Source organism: Enterobacter sp. 120016, assembly GCF_018383635.1.
GTDB classification, from domain to species: Bacteria; Pseudomonadota; Gammaproteobacteria; order Enterobacterales; family Enterobacteriaceae; genus Enterobacter; species Enterobacter asburiae_D.
On the sequence record NZ_JAHAWC010000004.1, the window covers coordinates 95,569 to 110,393 of the forward strand.

A 14,825-nucleotide genomic window follows, 5' to 3' on the forward strand; every position below is an offset into this window, starting at 1 on the left:
TAAAAATCTCAACGCTTCGGATTTTCAAGCTGGCAATTGTTCAGCACAATGCGGTCGCGTTTGTAGACCGTGGCGCTGTCGCCTTTCGACCAGAAGACGTAGATACCGTCGGTATAGCGCGCGCCGGAGGCCGACATGCCCTGCTTCAGCGTCAGCAGTTTATTGTCGTAAATAAAGCTGGCCTCCTGGCGTGGGTTATTCAGCTTCACGGTCAGCGGTTTTTCGTCGCAGCGATACTCCAGCGTATCGGTCTGCATGCGGTCAAGGAGCTGGTTATAGACGCTGCATCCTGACAGCAATAAAGGCGCGGCAATAAGAAGAAGTTTTTTCATGGGCGTATTCCGAAGACTTTCCTGGTCCTGGAGGGCATGGCTGCCCTCCTGTTTCGTTCCATTCTAACGACGACACGCCGCGCTGAATTTCAGTTAACTCTGATTATGACGAGGATTTGCCGGGAAAATCGCCCCGAGGACGCTCGCCTCACGTGCACCGGTTACCGACGGCAGGTTGCCCGGCAGTCCGGCAATGGTGCGCCAGGCGAGCCAGGCGAAGGCCAGCGCCTCCATATCATCACCGCTGATGCCGGCCTCATCGGTCGTGCTCACTTCAGTACCCGGCAGTAGCCCCGCAAGACGCGCCATAACCAGCGGGTTGCGGCTTCCTCCGCCGCACACCAGCAGCCGCTCACATCCGCCGCTGAGCAGCACCTGTTCGGAAATCGACACGGCCGTCAGCTCGGCGAGCGTCGCCTGGACATCCTGCGGCGCGAGCGCAGGGAATGGCGCCAGCTGACGCTCAAGCCAGCCCAGGTTGAAGTATTCACGCCCCGTGCTCTTAGGGGCCGGCAGGGCAAAATAAGGATCGCTTAGCATCGACTGCAGCAGCGGAAGAATCACTTTCCCACCGCTCGCCCACTCGGCGTTTTTATCATACGGTTGACCGCACTGACGCCAGATCCAGGCATCCATTAGCATATTGCCCGGGCCGGTATCGTAGCCGCGGACGGGCTGTCCCGGGATGAGCATCGACAGGTTGGCAATCCCGCCAATGTTGAGCACCATCCGCCGCTCTGTTGGGTGTGCCAGTAACGCCTGATGGAACGCGGGTACCAGCGGCGCGCCCTGCCCGCCAAGGGCGATATCGCGACGACGGAAATCGCCTACTACCGTCACGCCCGTCTTCGCCACAATCTGGTTGTTATCGCCGATTTGCAGGGTATGCGGGGCATCTCCGCCGGGCTCATGCCAGACCGTTTGTCCGTGACAGCCGATGGCCACCACATCCTGCGGGCGAAGATGTTCTTTTTGCATCAAAGCCTGCACCGCATCCGCAAACAGCGCCCCAAGACGGACATCAAGCTGTCCAAGCTGGGAAAGGGTCAGCTGCTGCCCCTGACAGATACTCAGAATATCCTCTTTCAGTGAAATGGGGATTGGCCAGGTCAGGCTCGCCTGCTGTGCCACCATGTTTTCGTCAATGGCGGCCAGAACGACATCTACCCCATCCAGACTGGTGCCTGACATCACACCAATGTAGCGACCCGATTTCATGCGCTTTCCTTACGTTGCGTGGGCTAAGGACATCCACTCAACCATAAACGGCGCAGCTTTGCCATCCGGCAATAATATTTTTTAACAATGTCAGACGGGTAACACAGGCGGACCCTGTTTATGTCTCGTTAAGTCAAATTCAAGTACAATTTTCCTATTGTTAATGCAAAGATATGAACTATGGCTTCTTATGCCATATAATTTAGCCATAACGGATGCCCCACTCGGGCGTTTTTGGTGAACAGGAGATTCAAATGATTTTACGTGTACTGGGCGTTTCGCTGATTGGTTTAACTCTGGCTGGCTGTGTGAATGACAGTTCACTTTCTGGCGACGTTTACAGCGCTTCTGAAGCGAAACAGGTTCAGAACGTGACTTACGGTACCGTTGTTAACGCACGTCCTGTACAGATCCAGGGTGGTGATGAAAGCAACGTAATGGGTGCAATCGGCGGTGCCGTTCTGGGTGGTTTCCTCGGTAATACCGTCGGTGGCGGCACGGGTCGCTCGCTGGCAACAGCAGCAGGCGCCGTTGCGGGTGGCGTAGCCGGCCAGGGCGTTCAGGGTGCGATGAACAAAACCCAGGGCGTAGAGCTGGAAATCCGTAAAGACGACGGCAGCACTATCATGGTTGTACAGAAACAAGGCAACACCCGCTTCTCTGCAGGCCAGCGCGTAGTTCTGGCAAGCAACGGACGTCAGGTGACCGTTTCCCCACGTTAATTAAAAATGGATGTGGCCATCGGGCCACATCCATTTACAATATATATCACTCCCACAAATATATTTACAAAATATATTCACCACATCTATTATTTACCATGACATATATTGTTTCCGCGCAAAGTATTTAGCGCGCTAATTGATTAAACTCATCGCAATCCTCTTACCTTCATTCATTATAAAGTCGTTAAAAACGTATATGATTGCGAATCGTCGTTCTCTAAAGAGTCGTTATATCGCGTTCTGCCTCGGTTGCATTGCCGTCATCGGGATATTACAAACGCTCTATTTAAAGGTCGTTGAATGGGTACCGTCCTTTTCACCGCTTTTATTCCCTACGCTCACCATTTTTCTTCTGGTGTTCCACCTGTTTATTGCCTGTTTTATGGTGATGAAATACTGGTGTGACAGAAAACGGCTGTATCTGGTGGCCTTTGCCTTCGCCTTTGCGGGCTCCGCGTTGCTGATGGTCGGAACGCTGTCCAGCTTTCCCGCCTGGTTGGACCTCTACCAGTTCAACGTGGTGAACTACAACGATGCGATGATCTACTATATGTTCCGCCATCTCTTAATGGCGGTACTCATCATCGTTGCGGCAATACTTTATACCACGCGCAATTACCCCCTTTCACGACTGGCGCATATCGCGATTGTAAGCGGCGAGTTTCTCTTTACGGCCTGTGCGGTGGGATTGGCCTGGATCTATTCCAGTCATTCACCACTCTTATCAATTGACCTGGTTGATAATGAAACTCGTCAGTTTATGGTTCTCTGGAGCCAGTTCATTAATATTTCATTAATTGCCCTGTGGGTGGTGACATTAGCAGCGCTGATGTTTATTACGCGCGTACGCAATTTATTCTGGGTAGGCGGTAATTTTTTGTGCGTCTGCTATATCGTCACGCTCTCAATGCTGTTGGTGGGTGGACATGCCGAAGATATCTCCTGGTATCGCGCCCGCTTATTTGAAACTGTCGCCACGCTGCTGCTCATTTTTGTTTTGCTCTACGATGTCTTCAGGCTGTATCGCGACTCGCACGTGAAATACCAGCAGTCCTACCAGAACTCGATTCGCGACCCGCTCACGCGCCTGTATAACCGCAGTTATTTTTATGAATCATTAAAGCAGGCTCTGGATATCGCCAAACCCAGCCGCCCTGTTTCCGTCATCGTCAGCGATCTCGATCGCTTCAAGCGTATCAACGACACCTACGGGCATCTTCAGGGCGACAAAGTGCTGCAGTTTGTCGCCAACCTGCTGATGGATTCGGTGCGCCCACAGGACATCGCGGCCCGTATCGGCGGTGAGGAGTTTGTTCTGATGCTGGCCAACACCTCATCAGACGCGGCGTACCAGGTGGCCGAACGCATACGGTTAAACCTGAGCAGCTTTGATCACAGCAGCAGCGGCGGTCAGCTACCGGAGCCGATCACCATCAGCATGGGAGTATTCACCGCGACGTCACCGACGATAACCGCAGAAGTTTGCGTGGAAAGTGCCGACAAGGCGATGTATGAAGCGAAGGAGACAGGCCGTAACCGTGTGGTCGTCTTTAAGTAAAAAAAAGGCCTTGCTGCTGCAAGGCCTTGTTGTTTGTCAGTCTCGCGACTGCAGCTCATGGATGTTTTGCTCGAGGCGTCCAATGAGGCTGATGAGCATTTCCAGTTCCGCCGGTGAAACGCCTGACAGGATTTCACCGCGCGTCTTGGTGATCACGGCTTCCATTTCCGTGATGATAGGCGCCGCTTTCTCGGTGAGTTTAATCCGTTTCGCACGACGATCGCTGGCGCAGGTTTGCCGCGAGATCAACCCCTTCTCTTCCAGCTGGTCAAGCGTGCGTACCAGCGACGGTTGCTCAATTCCTATCGCTTTTGCCAGTTGAATTTGCGACTGATCGGGCGGTAGCTGATGGATGTTGTGCAGCGTGACCCAATGCGTCTGTGTGAGTTCCAGAGGTTTTAGGCGATGGTCAATCAGAGCACGCCAGACGCGTACCAACCTTGCCAGATCAGAACCTAATGGCGATTCCAATTTCATCTCCTTATAATTAGCTTGCTAAGTTATTATACTGATTTTAGAATAGTGTGCAGCATTTGTATTGCCAAAACAAATGCAATACTGCATTCATCGAACTTAAAAGTATGACTTACACTGAATTGTGATGCTTCATCATACTAAGACAAGCCAACGCGGCATTCTGTTCACTGCAAAGGATTTCTGCCCGTGACGTTTTTTCATCGCTCAGAGGGTTTACCCCTTCAGGACCTGATCTTCGGTGCGTCAGTCTACTTTCCTCCTCTGTTTAAGGCCGTTCTGGTGGGCTTTATACTCTGGCTCATCGCGCATCGTCTGCTTCGCGACTGGATGTACTCCGGCGAAATCTGGCATCCCATGCTGATGGATCTTTCCCTGTTTGCCCTCTCCGTAAGCCTGGGCCTTGCCGTTTTGACTGCGTGGTGAATATGTCCCTGAAAACGTTAAAATACTTTTCCACCCTCTTTATCCTTGCCCTCGCGCTGGTTGCGGGCTGGTGGATGTGGAATTTTTATATGCAGTCGCCCTGGACGCGTGACGGCAAAGTTCGTGCTGAACAGGTCAGCATCACCCCTCAGGTGTCGGGAAGCATCACGACGCTGTTGGTTAAGGATAACCAGTTCGTCAAAAAGGGAGACGTTTTATTCCGAATTGACGACACCCCGTACCACATTGCGATTCTGAACGCCCAGGCACAGCTGGCGAAAGCCCAGTCTGACCTGGCAAAGGCCAACAACGAGGCCAACCGCCGCCGTCACCTGTCGCAAAACTACATCTCAGCGGAGGATTTAGACACCGCGAATATTAACGTTAAGGCCATGCAGGCGAGCGTCAACGTGGCGGAGGCGACGCTGAAGCAGGCGCAGTGGCAACTGACCCAAACCGTGATTACGGCACCGGTCGATGGATGGGTGACCAACCTCTCCGCCCGCGTGGGTAACTACGCCACTACCGGCCAGCCGGTTTTCGCCCTCGTCGACAGCCACTCCTTCTACGTGGTGGGCTATTTCGAAGAGACCAAGCTTCGCCATATCCGCGATGGATCGCCCGCCGCGATTACGCTTTACAGCGGTTCGCAAAAGTTACAGGGTCACGTATCCAGCATAGGCCGGGCCATTTACGATCAAAGCGTTGAAACGGATTCAGGGCTGGTGCCGGACATTAAGCCGAACGTTCCCTGGGTGCGCCTGGCCCAGCGCGTTCCGGTTCGCGTAGAATTTGACCGTTTGCCGGAGGACATTACCCTGGTATCCGGCACCACCTGCACCGTCTCCATCGGAACCCGCTAATGAAGCTGCAGGGGCTCGCCTGGCACAACACGCCGTGGATGAAAGCGACGCGTCCCCAGTGGCGCTACGCGCTGCGTAACGGCATTGCCATGTGCCTTGCGCTGACCGTCGCCTACTACCTGAACCTGGATGAACCCTACTGGGCGATGACGTCTGCAGCGGTGGTCAGTTTCCCAACGGTCGGCGGGGTGATCAGTAAAAGCCTTGGCCGTATCGCAGGCAGCCTGCTCGGTGCCACCGCGGCGTTAATTATCGCGGGCCATACGCTGAACGATCCGTGGCTGTTCCTGCTGAGCATGGCGGCATGGCTGGGATGCTGTACCTGGGCCTGCGCCCATTTTACCAATAACGTCGCCTACGCGTTCCAGCTTGCGGGGTATACCGCCGCCATCATCGCCTTTCCGGTGGTTAACGTGCTCGATACCACCGAGCTGTGGGATATCGCGCAGGCGCGCGTCTGCGAAGTGATTGTCGGGATCCTCAGCGGCGGCTTCATGATGATGATCCTTCCCAGCACGTCCGACGGCACCGCGCTCATCACCGCACTGAGAACTATGCATACCCGATTGCTGGAGCACGCGAGCCTGCTGTGGCAACCGGATACCAGCGATGACATCCGCCTCGCGCATGAAAAGGTTATCGGACAGATCCTGACCATGAACCTGTTGCGCATTCAGGCGTTCTGGAGCCACTACCGCTTTCGCCGTCAGAACACCCTGCTTAACTATTTGCTGCACCAGCAGCTGCGCATGACCAGTGCCATCTCCAGCCTGCGCCGGATGCTGCTCAACTGGCCGACGCCGCCTGAAAATACCCGCGCCGTGATTGAAGCGCTACTCGCGGCCCTTGCGCGCCCGGATGCGGATATCTATACCGTGGCGCGGATTATCGCCCCGCTCGCCCCGGTTGATGAGTACGACTATCGCCATCGCGCCTTCTGGCAGCGCCTGAATTACTTTTGTCGGCTGTACCTGCGCAGCAGCCGCTGGATCACGTCCGTCGAAAATGCGACCCCAGTAACGGAGTTCAACGTCCCCGGCAGCCCGGCACTCGCACGCCATACCGACTACCTGGAAGCGCTCTGGAGCGGTTTTCGCACCTTCTGCGCGCTGATGCTGGTGGGGGCGTGGAGCATCACCACGCAGTGGGAGTCCGGCACGGCGGCCCTGACGCTTGCCGCCATCAGCTGCGTGCTGTACTCCGTCGCGGCCTCGCCGTTCAACTCGCTTACGCTCCTGCTGCGCACGCTGGTGCTGCTGTCGCTGTTCAGCTTCGTGGTGAAGTTTGGCCTGATGGTGCAGATAAGCGATCTGTGGCAGTTCCTGCTGTTTCTGTTTCCCCTGTTGACCACCATGCAGCTTCTGAAGCTGCAAATGCCAAAACTGGCGGGCCTCTGGGGACAGCTGATTGTCTTTATGGGCTCGTTTATCTCCGTGACGAATCCGCCTGTTTACGATTACGCCGACTTTCTCAATGACAACCTGGCGAAGATCCTGGGCGTGGGGCTGGCGTGGCTGGCTTTCGCGGTGCTGCGTCCCGGCTCCGATGCCCGCAAGAGCCGCAGGCATATTCGGGAGTTACGCAGAGGGTTTGTCGACCAGCTCAGTCGTAAACCGCATCTGGGTGAAAACGAGTATGAATCGCTGGTTTATCACCACGTCAGCCAGCTGAATAACAGCCAGGACGCGCTGTCGCGGCGCTGGCTGCTGCGCTGGGGCGTGGTGCTGTTGAACTGCTCGCACGTGGTCTGGCAGCTTCGCGCGTGGGAAACGCGCTCCGATCCGCTGTCGCAGGTTCGTGATGTTTGCATCTCCCTGCTGCGCGATGTGATGAGCGAGCGCGGCGTCCAGCAGCGGCCGCTGGAAACCACGCTGAATGAACTGCAGCGGATCTGCGATACGCTGGCACGGCATCATCTGCCCGCAGCCCGTGATTTGGCCTCGATAATCTGGCGCCTGCACTGCTCGCTGTCGCAGCTGGAACAGGCCCCGCCGCCGGGAACGATTGGGGATCAGATCACCCCACACGCATAGCGTGCCCCGCCGCCGCCGAGCGGTTTAGGCCGATCGGACATATTGTCGCCGCCGACATGAATCATCAGCGCTTTGCCTTTCACCTCATCCAGCTTTTTCAGCCGCGGCGCGACAACGGGATCGGTGGCTTTACCGTCGTTATTCACCACCAGCACAGGCAGATCGCCTAAATGCCCCATGCCATCCGGGCCTTCATGCTTGCCGGAATGCTGCGGATCGAGGTGCCCCCCAGCCGCTTCCGCCGCCGACGGTTTGCCCTCTTTTAAAGCGGGCTGGCAGCTGCCTTTGGCGTGAACATGGAAACCATGTTCACCGGGAGGGAGGGCTTTGAGGTTGGGGGCAAACTCCAGTCCTTTATCGGTTTCAGTGATTTTCACCGTTCCGATGGACTGACCCACACCCTGTGAGGTGACGAGATTCATTTCCACTTCGTCGCTGGCTGCCTGCGCCCCTGCGCAAACAACCAGCGTGACCAGTGCCAGAGCAAAACGCTTCATAATGACCTCCGCGGGTTATTTTTTGCCCCTTAAGTGTATACCAGGGGCAAAGATTTCACCGGAAAGTCACCTTCAGGCGGTTTATGGTACGTCGTAACCCAGCGCGGCCTTGCGGATGCGGAACCACTGCTGGCGGGTCATCTGCAGCTCTTCAGCCGCCAGCGCAGACCGCACGCGCTCAATTTTGCCGGAACCGATAATCGGCAGCGGTTTTGACGGCAGGCGCAGGATCCACGCGTAAACCACCTGCTCGATGCTCTCGGCGTTGAGCTCGCGGGCGATAGTTTCAAGCTCGTTGCGCAGCGGCTGGAATTCATCATCATTGAACAGACGTCCTCCCCCCAGGCACGACCAGGCCATTGGGCGAATGCGCAGCTGCTGCAGCTGATCGAGGGTACCGTCCAGCAGCAGCGGCTGGTGTACCGGGGAGATCTCAACCTGGTTAGTGGCCAGGGTAAACGGCAGACGAGACTGAAGCAGCGCAAACTGTGCCGGGGTAAAGTTAGACACGCCGAAGTGACGCACTTTCCCACTCTGGTGCAGGTTCAGGAAAGCTTCCGCCACCTCATCGGCATCCATCAGCGGGTCGGGACGGTGGATTAACAGCAGGTCGATACGGTCGGTCGCCAGATTGACCAGCGACTGCTCGGCGCTCTTGATGATGTGCGCGCTGTCGGTGATGTAATGACCGAGGGCGTGCTCAGGTTTTGCCGTGGTGGCAATCCCACACTTCGTGACGATCTCCATGCGATCGCGGAGTGCCGGAACCAGCTTGAGCGCCTCGCCGAACGCGGCCTCGCACTGGTAGCCACCGTAAATATCCGCATGATCGACCGTGGTGATGCCTAAATCGAGGTGCTCTTCAATAAAGCTCGCCAGCTGGAGGGGGGACATATTCCAGTCCATCAGGCGCCAGTAGCCCATAACAAAACGGGAGAATTCTGGCCCCTGGGGGGCAAGGGTAATTCGCTGAACCATAACATTTTCCTCAAGGATGTAATGTCATGAGTATACGCAATTACCGGGTTAAAAAAGTGAAGGTTGCTGCGGTTCTTCGGTCTCACCGGCTTTGTTTGCGCGTATTTTGCGCAGAAAACGCTGTCGGCAGAGGCGTAGCACCTCCTGCTTCTGCGTGTCGCTAAAGTTTTGCCAGTTAAAACGCTCATCACGGGTACGCATGCACCCGCGGCAATATCCGCGTTCATCGACCTGACAAATACCCCGGCACGGGCTCTGGATGGGGAAAAACTCCAGCTGCTCTGCCACACTCACCTCCCGATAGCCACTCTCACCTACAGTGAAGACGCTAAACGCGCCGCGTGCAAGGCCTATATCACAGATTTATGGCATTAAGGTTTCACTAATCTTCCCTCTCTATACTCGGCCCATCATGACAATGACAGGTTCACCGATCGATGTGGTTAATCAAAAAGTTACAATGTAACGACATTAAATTTACTCTGGGCTGTGCACTCTTCTTTACTCTGCTTAACGGGCTGTTTATCCAGCGCAGCTGGGCCATTATCGCCCCTGCCCATCTGCACGACATCCTCTTTGCCGCGTCCGTACCGCTGGTGCTGTTTTGCGGCTGGGTGATTGTTTTTAGCCTGCTTAATATCCCGTATCTCCGTAAGCCGCTGCTGATTGTATTGACGATCGGATGCGCTGCGGCTACCTACTTTATGTACACCTATGGCGCGGTGATCGATCAGAACATGATTGTGAACGTGTTCGAAACCAACTCTCAGGAAGCGACCGCTCTGGTGACCCCGCAGATGATCCTGTGGATTGTCATTGCCGGCCTCGTGCCTTCCGTGGTGGTGGCGTTGACCCGCATTCGTACCGGGAAATGGTGGTATGCCCTGCTGACGCGGGTTGCCGCGATGCTCGGCGCCCTGCTGGTGATTATCCTGATCGCCGCGCTGTTTTATAAAGACTACGCGTCGCTGTTCCGCAATAACAAAAGCATCGTCAAAATGGTCACCCCGGCGAACTATGTCAGCGCCGTGGTGAAGTACAGCAAAATGCGCTGGTTTGCTGGCGATCAAACGCTGGTGCGCATTGGTGAAGATGCCCATAAAGGGCCACTGATTACCGGTCAACAAAAGAAAACCGTTCTGGTGCTTGTCGTTGGCGAAGCCTCGCGCGCGGCAAACTACTCCCTGAACGGCTACGGGCGCGAAACCAACCCGGAGCTGAAAAAGCAGGATGTGATTAACTTCCCGCAGGCCTCCTCGTGTGGGACTGAAACCGCGGTCTCCGTTCCCTGCATGTTCTCCGGCATGACGCGCAGCAAATACGATGCCGACCTGGCTCACCATCGCGAAGGACTGCTCGACGTGCTCAAGCATGCGGGTATCAACCTGCTGTGGCGCGACAACGACGGCGGCTGTAAAGGTGCCTGCGATCGCATCCCTCATACCGACATGACGCAGTGGAATCTGGATCAGTTCTGCAAAGACAAATCCTGTATTGACGACGTGAATTTCTACCGTCTGGACAACGTGCTGGATGGCGTGAAGCAAGACACGGTGCTGGTTATCCACCTGATGGGGAGCCACGGTCCGGCATACTATCGCCGTTACCCGGACAACTTCCGTAAATTCACCCCAACCTGTGACACCAACGAAATACAGAATTGCGATCATCAGGCGCTGATGAATACCTATGACAACACCATCCTCTATACCGACAGCATGGTCAGCAAAACCATTGATGCGCTGAAAGCACGCCAGGGGAGCATGAACACCGCCCTGATTTATCTTTCAGATCACGGTGAATCGCTGGGTGAAAGCGGTATTTATCTGCACGGTACGCCTTACATGCTGGCACCGGAGCAGCAAACGCATATTCCGTTTATGTTCTGGCTGTCACCGGATTACGCGAAAAATTTTGGCGTCAACGAGCAGTGTTTGCGTGACCATGCAGCAAAAAATGCGGTTTCTCAGGACAATTTGTTCTCGACCGTGCTGGGTATGATGGACGTGAAATCAACGGTTTATCAACAGCAGCTGGATATCCTGAGCGCATGTCGTCAGTAAACGCGCTTGCATTAGACCGAACGGTCTATTAGAGTGCGGCCATGAGCAGAAATACTGAACACGATACCCGCGAACATTTACTGGCGACCGGCGAGCAACTTTGCATGCATCGCGGGTTCACCGGTATGGGGTTGAGCGAGCTGTTAAAAACCGCTGAGGTACCGAAAGGATCGTTTTACCACTACTTTCGGTCCAAAGAGGCCTTCGGCGTGGCGATGCTGGAGCGTCATTATGCTGGCTACCACCAGCGTCTGGCGACCCACTTTGCATCGGGTGAAGGCAACTACCGGGATCGTGTTCTGAACTACTATCAGGAAACGCTGAATCAGTTCTGTCAGCAGGGCATCATCAGCGGTTGCCTGACCGTTAAGCTGTCTGCAGAAGTGTGCGATCTTTCTGAAGATATGCGCACGGCGATGGATAAAGGTGCCCGCGGCGTTATCGCCCTGCTGGCCCAGGCGCTGGAGAAAGGCCGCGATGAAAAAACGCTGGCCTTTTCAGGCGAGCCGCTAACCCAGGCGCAGGTGTTATATGCGCTCTGGCTAGGGGCTAACCTGCAGGCAAAAATTTCGCGCAGTGCCGTGCCGCTGGAAAGCGCCCTGGCACATGTGAAAAACAGTATTACTGCGCCTGGCGTATAGCAGGCGTTTTTATTTACCTTATTACTAGTCGACTGGTCTACTCAGGAGTCTTTATGTCAGCTGAAAAATTATTTACCCCCTTAAAAGTGGGTGCCGTCACTGCGCCAAACCGCGTGTTTATGGCTCCGCTTACCCGTCTGCGCAGCATTGAGCCGGGTGACATCCCAACCCCACTGATGGGTGAATACTACCGTCAGCGCGCAAGCTCTGGCCTGATCATCACCGAAGCCACGCAGATTTCTGCTCAGGCTAAGGGTTATGCGGGTGCGCCGGGTCTTCACAGCCCGGAACAGATCGCCGCATGGAAGAAAATCACCGCGGGCGTTCACGCTGAAGAGGGTCGCATTGCGGTCCAGCTGTGGCATACCGGTCGTATCTCCCACAGCAGCATTCAGCCTGGCGGCCAGGCACCGGTCTCCGCTTCGGCCCTGAGCGCAAATACCCGTACTTCCCTGCGTGATGAAAACGGCAATGCGATCCGCGTGGATACCTCTATGCCGCGCGCGCTTGAGCTGGACGAGATCCCGGGTATCGTGAACGACTTCCGTCAGGCAGTAGCGAACGCCCGTGAAGCCGGTTTTGACCTGATTGAGCTGCACTCCGCCCATGGCTACCTGCTGCACCAGTTCCTGTCACCGTCGTCTAACCATCGCACCGACCAGTACGGCGGCAGCGTCGAAAACCGCGCTCGCCTGGTGCTGGAAGTGGTTGACGCCGTATGCCAGGAGTGGAGCCCGGACCGTATCGGGATCCGCGTCTCCCCAATCGGTTCTTTCCAGAACGTCGACAACGGTCCGAACGAAGAAGCGGACGCGCTGTATCTGATTGAAGAGCTGGCTAAACGTGGCATCGCCTATCTGCACATGTCCGAGCCGGACTGGGCTGGCGGTAAACCTTACACGGACGCATTCCGCCAGAAAGTGCGCGAGCGTTTCCACGGGGTGATCATCGGTGCGGGGGCTTATACCCCGGAGAAAGCCGAAGACCTGATCGGCAAAGGGCTGATTGATGCCGTCGCGTTTGGCCGCGACTACATCGCCAACCCGGATCTGGTTGCCCGCCTGCAGAAAAAAGCGGCCCTGAACCCGCAGCGCCCGGAAAGCTTCTACGGCGGCGGCGCGGAAGGCTACACCGACTACCCTTCTCTGTAATCTCGCCGTTGTTCATTGATAGCGGCGATACTTCGCCGCTATACTAAAACATCGTTTCTGTTCAAAAAGACAGTCTATTTCATTGGTTAATGAGGAAATTATGCGCCTACTTCACACCATGCTGCGCGTTGGCGATCTGCAACGTTCCATTGATTTCTACACTAACGTACTGGGCATGAAGCTGCTGCGCACCAGCGAAAACCCGGAATACAAATACTCGCTGGCGTTCGTGGGTTACGGCCCGGAAACGGATGAAGCGGTGATCGAGCTGACCTACAACTGGGGCGTAGACAGCTATGAGCTGGGCACTGCCTACGGCCACATCGCGCTGGAAGTGGACAACGCGGCCGAAGCGTGTGAGCGCATTCGCAGCAACGGCGGTAACGTTACGCGCGAAGCGGGCCCGGTAAAAGGCGGCACCACCGTGATTGCGTTCGTGGAAGATCCGGACGGTTACAAAATCGAGCTGATTGAAGCCAAAGACGCGGGTCGCGGTCTGGGCAACTGATCCCTCAGGGCGCAACATGCGCCCGTTGTTTTACTGCATCACCCTGCAAAATTTGCCATAATGCGCTCTGCTTTTTCCCCTTGTAAGAGACCCTGATGTCCGATAACGCTCAATTTAGCGGTCTGTGCGACCGTTTTCGTGGTTTTTATCCCGTTGTCATTGATGTAGAAACAGCCGGATTTAACGCTAAAACCGATGCGCTGCTCGAAATTGCCGCCATCACGCTGAAGATGGATGAACAGGGCTGGCTTATCCCGGACACCACGCTGCATTTCCACGTTGAACCTTTCGAAGGGGCAAACTTACAGCCGGAAGCGCTGGCGTTTAACGGTATCGATCCGCATAACCCGCTGCGTGGTGCAGTGAGTGAATATGATGCGCTGCACGCCATTTTTAAAATGGTGCGTAAAGGTATGAAAGAGAGTAACTGCAGCCGCGCCATCATGGTGGCCCATAACGCCACCTTCGATCACAGCTTTACCATGGCCGCCGCCGATCGCGCCGCGCTCAAACGCAACCCCTTCCATCCTTTTGTGACCTTCGACACCGCCGCACTGAGCGGCCTGGCCCTGGGGCAAACGGTGTTATCAAAGGCCTGCATCACGGCAGGAATTGAGTTTGACGGCACGCAGGCGCATTCCGCTTTATACGACACGGAGCGCACCGCAGAGCTGTTCTGTGAGATCGTCAACCGCTGGAAGCGTCTGGGCGGCTGGCCGCTGCCGATGGGTGATGAGGCCGAGCGCCAATCGTAGGTCGGGTAAGCGCAGCGCCGCCCGACAAAAAAAAGCGACCACATAGCGGGTCGCTTTTTTATTTGCGCAGAAAATTACTCTGCGTCCGGCTCTTCAGTTTTGTACTTCGCCGCCGTCTCTTTGATCAGCTGCTGCAGTTCGCCGCGCTGATACATTTCAATCAGGATATCGCAGCCGCCAACCAGTTCACCGTCAACCCACAGCTGTGGGAAAGTCGGCCAGTTAGCATACTTTGGCAGCTCAGCGCGGATGTCCGGGTTCTGCAGGATATCAACGTAAGCAAAACGCTCACCACAGGCTGACAGCGCCTGAACCGCTTGTGCGGAGAAGCCGCAGCTTGGCAGCTTCGGAGAACCTTTCATATACAGCAGAATCGGGTTTTCAGCGATCTGGCGCTGGATTTTTTCAATAGTGGTGCTCATGTCTTGCTTCCTTTAACTTCTGTTACGGCATTCGTCTGACATTGTAGCGGGTCAGACTGGCATCGGAAAATAACATTTTTGTCACGTTTATACATTCTACCCCGAGTCACGAAAAGTTGCATTGCAAATGGTGTTTACCCCTGCGGCGGTCAGGGTTTTGCTTAGGGAGTGGGCAAATGTG

The 14,825-nt window shown here is 55.5% G+C and carries 17 protein-coding genes; 10 read left to right on the plus strand and 7 right to left on the minus strand.

What is annotated here, in order from left to right:
* Positions 1-8: 8 nt before the first annotated feature.
* Positions 9-332: a C-type lysozyme inhibitor gene (mliC, locus tag KIF87_RS08435; protein WP_213328480.1), complete on the minus strand. Its 324-nt coding sequence runs from the start codon at positions 330-332 to the stop codon at positions 9-11.
* 93 nt (positions 333-425) lie between these two features.
* On the minus strand, positions 426-1,550 hold the full coding sequence (anmK, locus tag KIF87_RS08440; RefSeq protein ID WP_213328481.1) for an anhydro-N-acetylmuramic acid kinase: 1,125 nt from the start codon (positions 1,548-1,550) through the stop codon (positions 426-428).
* A gap of 254 nt (positions 1,551-1,804) precedes the next feature.
* Here anmK and slyB point away from each other — a divergent pair, with 254 nt between their 5' ends.
* Positions 1,805-2,272, plus strand: a complete 468-nt coding sequence (gene slyB, locus KIF87_RS08445) for an outer membrane lipoprotein SlyB (protein WP_063142969.1) — start codon at positions 1,805-1,807, stop codon at positions 2,270-2,272.
* 199 nt (positions 2,273-2,471) lie between these two features.
* Positions 2,472-3,833: a sensor domain-containing diguanylate cyclase gene (locus KIF87_RS08450; RefSeq protein ID WP_213328482.1), complete on the plus strand. Its 1,362-nt coding sequence runs from the start codon at positions 2,472-2,474 to the stop codon at positions 3,831-3,833.
* A gap of 36 nt (positions 3,834-3,869) precedes the next feature.
* Here the strand turns inward: KIF87_RS08450 and slyA are convergent, their stop codons facing one another.
* Positions 3,870-4,310: a transcriptional regulator SlyA gene (gene slyA / locus KIF87_RS08455; protein ID WP_024909359.1), complete on the minus strand. Its 441-nt coding sequence runs from the start codon at positions 4,308-4,310 to the stop codon at positions 3,870-3,872.
* Between the two features lie 186 nt (positions 4,311-4,496).
* Here slyA and KIF87_RS08460 point away from each other — a divergent pair, with 186 nt between their 5' ends.
* Genes KIF87_RS08460 through KIF87_RS08470 form a run of 3 tightly spaced genes read left to right on the plus strand, consistent with a single transcriptional unit; the run spans position 4,497 to position 7,629 of the window.
* Positions 4,497-4,733 (plus strand): DUF1656 domain-containing protein, encoded by a 237-nt coding sequence (locus tag KIF87_RS08460; RefSeq protein WP_023335444.1) that lies wholly within the window; start codon positions 4,497-4,499, stop codon positions 4,731-4,733.
* Positions 4,734-4,735: 2 nt separating this feature from the next.
* Positions 4,736-5,596, plus strand: a complete 861-nt coding sequence (locus KIF87_RS08465; protein ID WP_213328483.1) for an efflux RND transporter periplasmic adaptor subunit — start codon at positions 4,736-4,738, stop codon at positions 5,594-5,596.
* Positions 5,596-7,629: an FUSC family protein gene (locus KIF87_RS08470; protein WP_213328484.1), complete on the plus strand. Its 2,034-nt coding sequence runs from the start codon at positions 5,596-5,598 to the stop codon at positions 7,627-7,629. The genes KIF87_RS08465 and KIF87_RS08470 overlap by 1 nt, the downstream gene beginning before the upstream one ends.
* On the opposite strand, the gene sodC is transcribed toward KIF87_RS08470, so the two are convergent.
* The 3 genes from sodC to KIF87_RS08485 all read right to left on the minus strand — a co-directional run bounded on the left by sodC (position 7,608) and on the right by KIF87_RS08485 (position 9,392).
* Complete coding sequence (gene sodC, locus KIF87_RS08475) at positions 7,608-8,126, minus strand: superoxide dismutase [Cu-Zn] SodC (RefSeq protein WP_063142964.1); 519 nt, start codon at positions 8,124-8,126, stop codon at positions 7,608-7,610. The two genes, KIF87_RS08470 and sodC, sit on opposite strands and share 22 nt — an antisense overlap.
* Before the next feature lie 81 nt (positions 8,127-8,207).
* Positions 8,208-9,104, minus strand: a complete 897-nt coding sequence (locus tag KIF87_RS08480; RefSeq protein WP_032638255.1) for an aldo/keto reductase — start codon at positions 9,102-9,104, stop codon at positions 8,208-8,210.
* A 48-nt stretch (positions 9,105-9,152) separates the two neighbouring features.
* Positions 9,153-9,392: a DUF1289 domain-containing protein gene (locus KIF87_RS08485; RefSeq protein ID WP_023335439.1), complete on the minus strand. Its 240-nt coding sequence runs from the start codon at positions 9,390-9,392 to the stop codon at positions 9,153-9,155.
* A 149-nt stretch (positions 9,393-9,541) separates the two neighbouring features.
* Between KIF87_RS08485 and eptA the strand changes: the two genes are divergently transcribed.
* The 5 genes from eptA (at position 9,542) to rnt (ending at position 14,222) form a co-directional block, all read left to right on the plus strand.
* On the plus strand, positions 9,542-11,167 hold the full coding sequence (gene eptA, locus KIF87_RS08490; protein ID WP_213328485.1) for a phosphoethanolamine transferase EptA: 1,626 nt from the start codon (positions 9,542-9,544) through the stop codon (positions 11,165-11,167).
* 41 nt (positions 11,168-11,208) lie between these two features.
* Positions 11,209-11,808 (plus strand): TetR/AcrR family transcriptional regulator, encoded by a 600-nt coding sequence (locus KIF87_RS08495; RefSeq protein WP_063142961.1) that lies wholly within the window; start codon positions 11,209-11,211, stop codon positions 11,806-11,808.
* A gap of 53 nt (positions 11,809-11,861) precedes the next feature.
* Positions 11,862-12,959 carry an alkene reductase gene (locus tag KIF87_RS08500; protein ID WP_045353833.1) on the plus strand — a complete coding sequence of 366 codons (1,098 nt, stop codon included), beginning with the start codon at positions 11,862-11,864 and terminating at the stop codon, positions 12,957-12,959.
* Between the two features lie 100 nt (positions 12,960-13,059).
* Entirely contained in the window at positions 13,060-13,467 is a 408-nt protein-coding gene (gene gloA, locus KIF87_RS08505; protein WP_013096923.1) for a lactoylglutathione lyase, read from the plus strand.
* Positions 13,468-13,562: 95 nt separating this feature from the next.
* The gene (gene rnt, locus KIF87_RS08510; RefSeq protein WP_213328486.1) at positions 13,563-14,222 is read left to right on the plus strand and encodes a ribonuclease T; all 660 of its coding nucleotides are present in this window, start codon (positions 13,563-13,565) and stop codon (positions 14,220-14,222) included.
* 74 nt (positions 14,223-14,296) lie between these two features.
* Here the strand turns inward: rnt and grxD are convergent, their stop codons facing one another.
* Complete coding sequence (gene grxD, locus KIF87_RS08515; RefSeq protein ID WP_003832760.1) at positions 14,297-14,644, minus strand: monothiol glutaredoxin 4; 348 nt, start codon at positions 14,642-14,644, stop codon at positions 14,297-14,299.
* Between the last annotated feature and the right edge of the window lie 181 nt (positions 14,645-14,825).

Excerpts from the sequence above, each read along its gene's own strand:
- slyB (WP_063142969.1), top strand. The coding sequence starts at position 1,805 with ATGATTTTACGTGTACTGGGCGTTTCGCTGATTGGTTTAACTCTGGCT.
- mliC (WP_213328480.1), bottom strand. The coding sequence starts at position 332 with ATGAAAAAACTTCTTCTTATTGCCGCGCCTTTATTGCTGTCAGGATGC.
- eptA (WP_213328485.1), top strand. The coding sequence starts at position 9,542 with ATGTGGTTAATCAAAAAGTTACAATGTAACGACATTAAATTTACTCTG.
- anmK (WP_213328481.1), bottom strand. The coding sequence starts at position 1,550 with ATGAAATCGGGTCGCTACATTGGTGTGATGTCAGGCACCAGTCTGGAT.
- gloA (WP_013096923.1), top strand. The coding sequence starts at position 13,060 with ATGCGCCTACTTCACACCATGCTGCGCGTTGGCGATCTGCAACGTTCC.
- grxD (WP_003832760.1), bottom strand. The coding sequence starts at position 14,644 with ATGAGCACCACTATTGAAAAAATCCAGCGCCAGATCGCTGAAAACCCG.
- sodC (WP_063142964.1), bottom strand. The coding sequence starts at position 8,126 with ATGAAGCGTTTTGCTCTGGCACTGGTCACGCTGGTTGTTTGCGCAGGG.
- KIF87_RS08465 (WP_213328483.1), top strand. The coding sequence starts at position 4,736 with ATGTCCCTGAAAACGTTAAAATACTTTTCCACCCTCTTTATCCTTGCC.
- KIF87_RS08495 (WP_063142961.1), top strand. The coding sequence starts at position 11,209 with ATGAGCAGAAATACTGAACACGATACCCGCGAACATTTACTGGCGACC.
- KIF87_RS08480 (WP_032638255.1), bottom strand. The coding sequence starts at position 9,104 with ATGGTTCAGCGAATTACCCTTGCCCCCCAGGGGCCAGAATTCTCCCGT.
- rnt (WP_213328486.1), top strand. The coding sequence starts at position 13,563 with ATGTCCGATAACGCTCAATTTAGCGGTCTGTGCGACCGTTTTCGTGGT.
- KIF87_RS08450 (WP_213328482.1), top strand. The coding sequence starts at position 2,472 with ATGATTGCGAATCGTCGTTCTCTAAAGAGTCGTTATATCGCGTTCTGC.
- KIF87_RS08500 (WP_045353833.1), top strand. The coding sequence starts at position 11,862 with ATGTCAGCTGAAAAATTATTTACCCCCTTAAAAGTGGGTGCCGTCACT.
- slyA (WP_024909359.1), bottom strand. The coding sequence starts at position 4,310 with ATGAAATTGGAATCGCCATTAGGTTCTGATCTGGCAAGGTTGGTACGC.
- KIF87_RS08470 (WP_213328484.1), top strand. The coding sequence starts at position 5,596 with ATGAAGCTGCAGGGGCTCGCCTGGCACAACACGCCGTGGATGAAAGCG.